Genomic DNA, 7,925 nt, shown 5'->3' on the forward strand with positions numbered 1-7,925 from the left:
GTTGACGTTTGGTAGCAACGCGGTTCGCTACCAAACCTCAACAGACCCTAGGCTTGCGGGCGCAGTCTGCGCATCCTGGATCAAGTGCATGCTGGCGCTGAAAATTCAGACGGCAATTCAGGAGAAGACTTCAGCGTCCTTGAAGAACGCGGCGGCCTGATCCTTGGCGGACAGCTGCGGTGCCTCGTCCAGCTGCCAGTCGATGCCCAAGTCCGGGTCGTCCCAGCGAATGCTGCGTTCAGCCGACGGGGTGTAGTAGTCGGTGGTTTTGTAGAGGAATTCAGCGAAATCGCTCAGCACCACGAAACCATGGGCAAAACCTTCTGGTACCCAGAGCTGGCGATGGTTGTCGGCGGACAGGCGCACCGCGACCCATTTGCCGAAATGCGGCGAGCTGCGGCGAATGTCCACGGCCACGTCCAGCACTTCACCGGCGGTGACGCGGACCAGTTTGCCCTGAGTGTTTTCCAGCTGGTAGTGCAAGCCGCGCAGTACGCCTTTTTGCGAGCGGGAATGGTTGTCCTGCACGAATCGGGTGTTCAGGCCGGTTGCTTCTTCGAAAGCCTTGGCGTTGAAGCTTTCATAGAAGAAGCCGCGCTCATCACCAAATACCTTGGGCTCGATGATCAGAACACCTGGCAGGTCGGTGGTGACTACATTCATGGTGTTTCTCCAGCAATAGGCGTTGATGGGCGACATTCTTACGCAAAGTGCCGGCAGGTGCGAGTGGGACGGTGAAGAGAGTTGCTCACGCATTGATTCGGGCCAATCAGGGAAGGGGGGTTGCGTATCGCACCCGGCAGTGGCGATATAAGCGCCTAATAAAATTTCAGGGGTCGTTGTATGCCGCTCGCCACGTTGATTCACCGCGCCAGTCTGCCCAGCCCGCAAGTGTCCGCGGCGCAAGCGCTTGAGTTGCTGGAAGAACATTACGGGCTGAGCGGACGGTTGCAGGCTCTTGGAAGCCAGCAGGATCTCAACTACCGCGTCGACAGCGAGCAGGGGCGTTTCGTCCTGAAAATCTGCCGTGGTGATTATTCGGTGCTGGAGCTGCAAGCCCAGCACGCAGGGCTCAAGCGCTTGGTCGAACATCCCGGCGTGAAGGTGCCGCGAGTGATCCCGGCCAAAAATGGTAAAGACCTGCTCTCCCTGGAGGTCGGCGGTCAAGCAGTGCATGTACGTCTGCTCGATTACATCGACGGCCAGTCCCTGACGCACCTCGACCATCTGAGCCAGGCCGTGGTCGCCGGTTTCGGTCGGCTCTGCGGCGAGATGGACCTGGCGCTGGCCGGCTTCGACCATCCTGGCCTTGAGCGCACCCTTCAATGGGACGCCCGCCACGCCAACGCGTTGATCGCGCATTTGCTGCCGGTGATCAAGGATGATCAGCAACGCAAGCTGATTGCTGAAGCGGCCGAGCAGGCCGAGCGCCATTTGCAGCCCTTGGTGGATAAGCTGCCGGTGCAGGCGATTCACATGGACATCACCGACGACAACGTGGTCTGGCAGCGAGATGCGCAGCGCCAATGGCAGTTGCAGGGTGTCATCGATTTCGGCGACCTGGTCCGAACCTGGCGGATCACCGATCTGTCGGTGACCTGTGCCGCGCTGCTGCACCATGCCGATGGCGATCCGTTCTACATCTTGCCGGCGGTTCGGGCCTATCACGCGATCAATCCGCTGCAACATGAAGAACTGCTGGCGCTCTGGCCGCTGATCGTTGCGCGTTCGGTGGTGTTGGTGCTGAGTGGCGAACAGCAGGTCAGCATTGATCCGGGCAACGAGTACAGTCGCGACAACCTGACCCATGAGTGGGAAATTTTCCGCGTGGCCACATCGGTGCCGCTGGCGTTGATGGAGGCGGCGATTCTTGCTGCGGTTGGTCAAGGCCTGCCGAGCATCGGCAGCGAAAGCTTTGCGCCCTTGTTGCCGAGTCTGGTGGGGCGTGAGTTTGCGTTGATCGATCTGGGCGTGCTCAGCCCGCATTTCGAAGCGGGTAACTGGGAGCAAGAGGGGATCGACCAGCGTCTGTTGACCGAAGCTGCTGCGGCTCATGGTCTGGCGGCCAGTCGTTATGGGCAATATCGTCTGTCTCGCACCCAACCGGACAGCGCCACTGAACCGGCCACTTGCCCTCTGCATGTCGAGTTGCGAGTGCCCCATGGCACGGCGGTCGAATCGCCGTTTGCCGGAACGGTTCACCAGCCGGCAGTGGGTGTGCTGCAACTGGATGGTCCACAACAGAGTTTACGGCTGTGGGGTGTGACACCGTCGTTGCACGCGGGCGCAGCATTGGTCAAAGGCCAGGTGCTGGGCTCTGTCAGCGGAGCGTTGATCGTACAGTTGTGCCGCAGTGCTCAGCTCGACGCACCGTTGTTTTGCACACCTTCGCGCGCTGCCGCCTGGCAAGCGTTGTGCCCGTCACCGGCGGCGTTGCTGGGGCTGGCCTGCGATGCAGAAGAAGAACTCGACCCGCAAACCTTGCTGGCCCGCCGCGATGCCAGTTTCGCCCGATCCCAGAAGCATTATTACGTCGACCCGCCGCGCATCGAGCGGGGCTGGCGCAATCATTTGATCGACATGCAGGGCCGCTCCTACCTCGACATGCTCAACAATGTCGCGGTATTGGGTCATGGTCATCCGCGCATGGCCGCCGTCGCCGGCCGTCAATGGTCGTTGCTCAATACCAACTCGCGTTTTCACTACGCAGCGATTGCCGAGTTTTCCGAGCGCTTGTTGAAGTTGGCACCGGACAACATGGACCGGGTATTCCTGGTCAACAGCGGCACCGAGGCCAATGACCTGGCGATTCGCCTGGCCTGGGCCTACAGCGGCGGCCGCGACATGCTCAGTGTGCTGGAGGCGTATCACGGCTGGTCGGTGGCGGCGGATGCGGTCTCGACCTCGATTGCCGACAACCCCAAGGCCTTGAGCAGCCGTCCTGATTGGGTGCACCCGGTGACCGCGCCGAACACCTATCGCGGCGAATTCCGTGGCCCGGACAGCGCGCCGGACTATGTGCGCAGCGTCGAACACAACCTGGCGAAAATCGCCGGGCAGAAACGCCAACTCGCCGGTTTCATCTGCGAGCCGGTGTACGGCAATGCCGGGGGCATCTCGCTACCGCCGGGCTATTTGAAGCAGGTCTATGCGCTGGTCCGTGCTCAGGGTGGGGTGTGCATCGCCGATGAGGTGCAGGTCGGTTACGGCCGCATGGGTAAATTTTTCTGGGGTTTCGAAGAGCAGGGCGTGGTGCCCGACATCATCACCATGGCCAAAGGCATGGGTAACGGCCAGCCGTTGGGTGCCGTCATTACCCGTCGGGAGATTGCCGAAGCGCTGGAGGCCGAGGGTTATTTCTTCTCGTCCGCTGGCGGCAGCCCGGTCAGTTGCCGGATCGGCATGGCGGTGCTGGATGTGATGGAAGAAGAAAAACTCTGGGAAAACGCCCAGGTCGTGGGCGGGTACTTCAAGGAACGTCTTGAAGCCCTGATCGACCGGCATCCGTTGGTGGGAGCGGTGCATGGTTCCGGCTTCTATCTGGGCGTGGAGTTGGTCCGCAATCGCGAAACCCTTGAACCGGCGACCGAAGAAACCACGGCGTTGTGCGATCGCCTTCGTGAGTTGGGGATTTTCATGCAGCCGACGGGTGATTACCTGAACATCCTCAAGATCAAACCGCCGATGGTCACGTCGCGGCAGAGTGTGGACTTCTTTGTGGACATGCTGTCGAAGGTGCTGGGCGAAGGTTTGTAGGCAGCTCGTAGAGGTTGCAAATGTCGATTGTTATCGGGAATTTTTGAGGTTATTTAGAGGTGGTGGATATTTATTGCTTTTAAAGCCGATTTTTATCGGCTATAAAGTCGCCACTGCCCACGGTGTGGACGAACCACGCCCGGTGATTCCCGTTCTGTCATCGGTCGATGCCACACTGACCCTCAAGCACTTGCCCAGGAGATGATTCATGAGTCGTATCGTTACCGTCGCCGCCACCCAGATGGCTTGTTCCTGGGACCTTGAAGCCAACATYGAGACCGCTGAGAAGCTGGTCCGTGAGGCAGCGGCCAAAGGTGCGCAAATCATCCTGATCCAGGAACTGTTCGAGGCTCCGTACTTCTGCCAGAAGCCGAACCCGGACTACCTGCAACTGGCCACGACGGTAGAAGACAACGTTGCCATCAAGCACTTCCAGAAAGTCGCCAAGGAACTGCAAGTGGTGCTGCCGATCAGCTTCTACGAATTGGCCGGTCGCGCGCGTTTCAACAGCATCGCGATCATCGATGCCGACGGCAGCAACCTCGGGATTTATCGTAAAAGCCACATCCCGGATGGCCCTGGCTACCACGAAAAGTACTACTTCAATCCGGGCGATACCGGTTTCAAAGTGTGGAACACCCGTTACGCGAAAATCGGCGTGGGCATCTGCTGGGATCAGTGGTTCCCTGAGTGCGCCCGCAGCATGGCGCTGCAAGGCGCGGAAATTCTGTTCTACCCGACAGCCATTGGCAGTGAGCCGCACGACAAGACCATTTCGTCCCGCGACCACTGGCAGCGCGTGCAACAGGGCCATGCCGGTGCCAACCTGATGCCGCTGATCGCCAGCAACCGCATCGGCAATGAAGAGCAGGACGGCTACGACATTACCTTCTACGGCTCGTCGTTCATCGCCAACCAGTTTGGCGAGAAGGTCCAAGAGCTGAACAAAACCGAAGAAGGCATTCTGGTTCACAGCTTCGACCTCGATGAGCTGGAGCACATTCGCAGCGCCTGGGGTTCGTTCCGCGACCGTCGTCCGAACCTGTACGGCGCGATTAAAACCCTCGACGGTTCCCTGGAGTCCTGAAGCCATGACCACGTTGAACAGCACCCCTCGCGCCGACGGCTTTTACATGCCTGCCGAGTGGGCACCCCAAACCCAGACCTGGATGGTCTGGCCCGAGCGCCCGGACAACTGGCGCCTGGGTGGCAAACCGGCGCAAGCCGCGCACGTTGCAGTGGCCAAGGCCATCGCGCGTTTCGAACCGGTGACCGTGGCGGTCTCCGCTGGCCAGTACGAAAATGCCCGCGCCCGTCTCGACGTGCCGAATATTCGTGTGGTGGAGATGTCCAGCGATGACGCCTGGGTCCGGGATACCGGCCCGACGTTCGTCATCAATGACAGCGGCGAAGTCCGTGGCGTGGATTGGGACTTCAATGCCTGGGGTGGTTTCGACGGTGGTTTGTATTCGCCGTGGAACCGTGACTCGCAGGTGGCGGGCAAGATCCTCGAAATCGAGCGCAGCCCGCGCTACCGCACCGAGGGTTTTGTGCTCGAAGGCGGCTCGATTCATGTCGATGGCGAAGGCACCCTGATCACCACCGAAGAGTGCCTGCTCAACCGCAATCGCAATCCGCACATGAGCCGTGAGCAAATCGAAGCGGTGCTCAGCGCAAACCTGGCTGTGGATAAGATCATCTGGCTGCCGGACGGCTTGTTCAACGACGAAACCGACGGCCATGTGGATAACTTCTGCTGCTATGTGCGTCCGGGTGAAGTGCTGCTGGCCTGGACCGACGACCCGCAGGACCCGAACTACCCGCGCTGCCAGGCGGCCATGAACGTGCTGCAAAACAGCACCGATGCCAAGGGGCGCTCGTTCACGGTGCACAAAATGCCGATTCCGGGGCCGCTGTATGCGACCGAAGAAGAGTGCGCCGGTGTGGACCCGGTGGACGGCACTCAGGAGCGCAATCCGACCGTGCGCCTGGCCGGCTCTTATGTGAACTTCCTGATCGTCAACGGTGGCATCATCGCGCCAAGCTTCGACGACCCACTGGACGGGCCGGCCAAAGAGATTTTGCAGAGCGTGTTTCCGCAACACGAAGTGGTCATGGTGCCTGGTCGCGAACTGTTACTTGGGGGCGGTAACATCCATTGCCTTACCCAACAACAGCCCGCTCCACACAAGGAGTGAGTGAGGACGTAACAGCTTGAGTTGATTGAAAAATCGATTGAGCAACGATTTTGGCCTCCTTATCTCGCAGAAAGCCCGCAGCCCATCAGGACTTCGGGCTTTTTTGTATCTACTTATCGACACTTCGAAAACATTGGCATAGCTCTTGTATCTTCGATGGCGCAACACGGGGAGGGAGAGAACTTCGATGTTCTGTCATAAACCTTGGATAAGTTAGCCGCTCACAAACCAGGAGAGAGCGCTGAGATGAACGCCGAAATGAACGTAGTGGGCGAGCGGGCACTGCATCCCCTGGCAGTTAACAGCGAATCGCTTCAAGTCCTGGCACAGTGGTTGAAGTCCAATGGAACGCGTCAGATCAGAGAACCTGATCCGCGCCGGATGATGATCGAGCGCTATCCCGCTGGTTTATTCAGCGAGGCGGAACTGGAAGCATTGTGGGATGTGATGGAAGGATAAGAAGAAAAACAACGGATGGATAAAAGCGCTGCCGGGAAGACGACCCATTGTGCGGTTGGTGCTACGGCGCCAAACCCTTGGTGCAAGCTGCCCAAACCGTGTTGCCGGTGATCGGCCACGGCGGCGGCATGATGAGCGGTGCCAATCGCCAAACCGTTTCGCCACAACTACGCAATTACGTCATGCCCCACGACCGGCGCATCGCCGAGTACACCGGCCAGCCGTTTGGCGAAGCATATTTTGAGGGATTGCTGCGTGATGAGACGGCGGTGTTCGACTCCACGCCGCCGATTGCCGCCGTGCTGGCAGCCGAGCAGATCGCCGGGCGCGGACTGGAGTTGCTGGGGCGTTTGCAGACGGCTCATTACGTGGAAGGTCGACGCATCGCTGACGAGGCTGTTTTGCTTGAACTTGCCGCACAGACAGGTCTTGAGCCCGAGGCTTTCCAGCAGGCATTTAGTGCAGCTGATACCGGTCGCCATATCAAGGACAGCCGCGCACTCTTGGCCCGTGTCGGCGGTCAGGGCTTCCCGACCTTCGCGCTGGAACAGGATGGCCAGTTCACCCTGGTCGATATCGGCCCTTGGCTCGGCAAGCCGCAGGCCTTCGCCCAATGGTTGAGCCAGTCGCTTTCGGCAACAGAGTCTTCATCCGCGTTTCAAACCTGTGGCCTCGACGGCTGCGCCCATTGAACTCACCTGGAGTCACCATGGATAACCTGAGCCTGATCAAAAGCACCTACGAAGGCGTCAACTCCCAGGAGAATGCGCGCAACACCGCCGCGGCGCTGGCCGATGACGCCCGCTGGACCGAAGCCGCAGGTTTTCCGTATGCCGGGACCTACGTCGGTTTCGACGCGATCGTCGAAAATGTCTTCAAGCGCCTGGCCACTGAGTGGGAAGATTTTCGGTTCAAGGTCGAGAACTACGTCGCTCAGGGCGACAAGGTATTTGCCTACGGCAATTACAGCGGCGTCTATAAAGCTACCGGTCGTGCGATGAATGCCCGAGTCGCGCACTTGTGGACTCTGGCCGATGGAAAAGTCACCCATTTCGAACAATTCGTCGACAGCCATATCGTGCAATTGGCTATCGCTGACAAGTGATTTCTTAGACGATTTTCGCCTATTTACAGAAGATTCACGAAATTGACACATCATTAAGGGCGCAGATAGGATGCGCCCCAACGCCTGTGGCTAACCGCCACGACTGACAAAACAATAAAAGGCCCGCCGCGAATTTTCGTGGGCGGGCCTTTTTGTTTTTGCGGTGAAAAAAGAGCGCGATAGCGCCGTTTCAGCTGTTCGGCACAGAGCGTATCAACCCGTAATAAGGAAAATAACATGTTGAACAAGCGAATCAGCCTGATCGCACTGGGGATGTTGAGCGCCACACAGGCCATGGCTAACGACCAGGCCGAATCCAAGGGTTTTGTTGAAGACAGCAGCCTCAAAGTGCTGCTGCGCAACGCCTACATCAATCGTGACTATAAAGACGGCAACCCGGACAAAGC

Annotated in this window: 8 protein-coding genes; 7 read left to right on the forward strand and 1 reads right to left on the reverse strand. The window is 59.0% G+C overall.

Going from position 1 to position 7,925, the window contains the following annotated elements:
• Positions 1-117 precede the first annotated feature (117 nt).
• Complete coding sequence (rfbC, locus tag AC1DLB_RS06685; RefSeq protein WP_064615862.1) at positions 118-663, reverse strand: dTDP-4-dehydrorhamnose 3,5-epimerase; 546 nt, start codon at positions 661-663, stop codon at positions 118-120.
• Positions 664-843: 180 nt separating this feature from the next.
• On the opposite strand from rfbC, the gene AC1DLB_RS06690 reads away from it, so the two are divergent.
• The 7 genes from AC1DLB_RS06690 to AC1DLB_RS06720 form a co-directional block, all read left to right on the forward strand.
• Positions 844-3,756 (forward strand): aminotransferase, encoded by a 2,913-nt coding sequence (locus AC1DLB_RS06690; protein ID WP_477744113.1) that lies wholly within the window; start codon positions 844-846, stop codon positions 3,754-3,756.
• A gap of 208 nt (positions 3,757-3,964) precedes the next feature.
• Positions 3,965-4,843, forward strand: coding sequence for an N-carbamoylputrescine amidase (gene aguB, locus AC1DLB_RS06695; RefSeq protein ID WP_019581765.1), 879 nt, complete (start codon positions 3,965-3,967; stop codon positions 4,841-4,843).
• 4 nt (positions 4,844-4,847) lie between these two features.
• Positions 4,848-5,954, forward strand: a complete 1,107-nt coding sequence (gene aguA / locus AC1DLB_RS06700) for an agmatine deiminase (protein WP_064615866.1) — start codon at positions 4,848-4,850, stop codon at positions 5,952-5,954.
• Positions 5,955-6,200: 246 nt separating this feature from the next.
• Positions 6,201-6,413, forward strand: a complete 213-nt coding sequence (locus AC1DLB_RS06705; protein ID WP_018929289.1) for a hypothetical protein — start codon at positions 6,201-6,203, stop codon at positions 6,411-6,413.
• Between the two features lie 47 nt (positions 6,414-6,460).
• Positions 6,461-7,105, forward strand: a complete 645-nt coding sequence (locus AC1DLB_RS06710; protein ID WP_477784770.1) for a DsbA family protein — start codon at positions 6,461-6,463, stop codon at positions 7,103-7,105.
• Between the two features lie 17 nt (positions 7,106-7,122).
• Positions 7,123-7,518 (forward strand): nuclear transport factor 2 family protein, encoded by a 396-nt coding sequence (locus tag AC1DLB_RS06715; protein ID WP_258612960.1) that lies wholly within the window; start codon positions 7,123-7,125, stop codon positions 7,516-7,518.
• 237 nt (positions 7,519-7,755) lie between these two features.
• Positions 7,756-7,925 (forward strand): OprD family outer membrane porin (locus AC1DLB_RS06720; protein ID WP_477784771.1); only part of this gene is annotated, 170 nt, incomplete at its 3' end.

Source organism: Pseudomonas sp. 05N434 (genome assembly GCF_056396965.1).

Coding starts and splice junctions, on each gene's coding strand:
- rfbC (WP_064615862.1), bottom strand. CDS start 663: ATGAATGTAGTCACCACCGACCTGCCAGGTGTTCTGATCATCGAGCCC.
- AC1DLB_RS06690 (WP_477744113.1), top strand. CDS start 844: ATGCCGCTCGCCACGTTGATTCACCGCGCCAGTCTGCCCAGCCCGCAA.
- AC1DLB_RS06705 (WP_018929289.1), top strand. CDS start 6,201: ATGAACGCCGAAATGAACGTAGTGGGCGAGCGGGCACTGCATCCCCTG.
- AC1DLB_RS06715 (WP_258612960.1), top strand. CDS start 7,123: ATGGATAACCTGAGCCTGATCAAAAGCACCTACGAAGGCGTCAACTCC.
- aguA (WP_064615866.1), top strand. CDS start 4,848: ATGACCACGTTGAACAGCACCCCTCGCGCCGACGGCTTTTACATGCCT.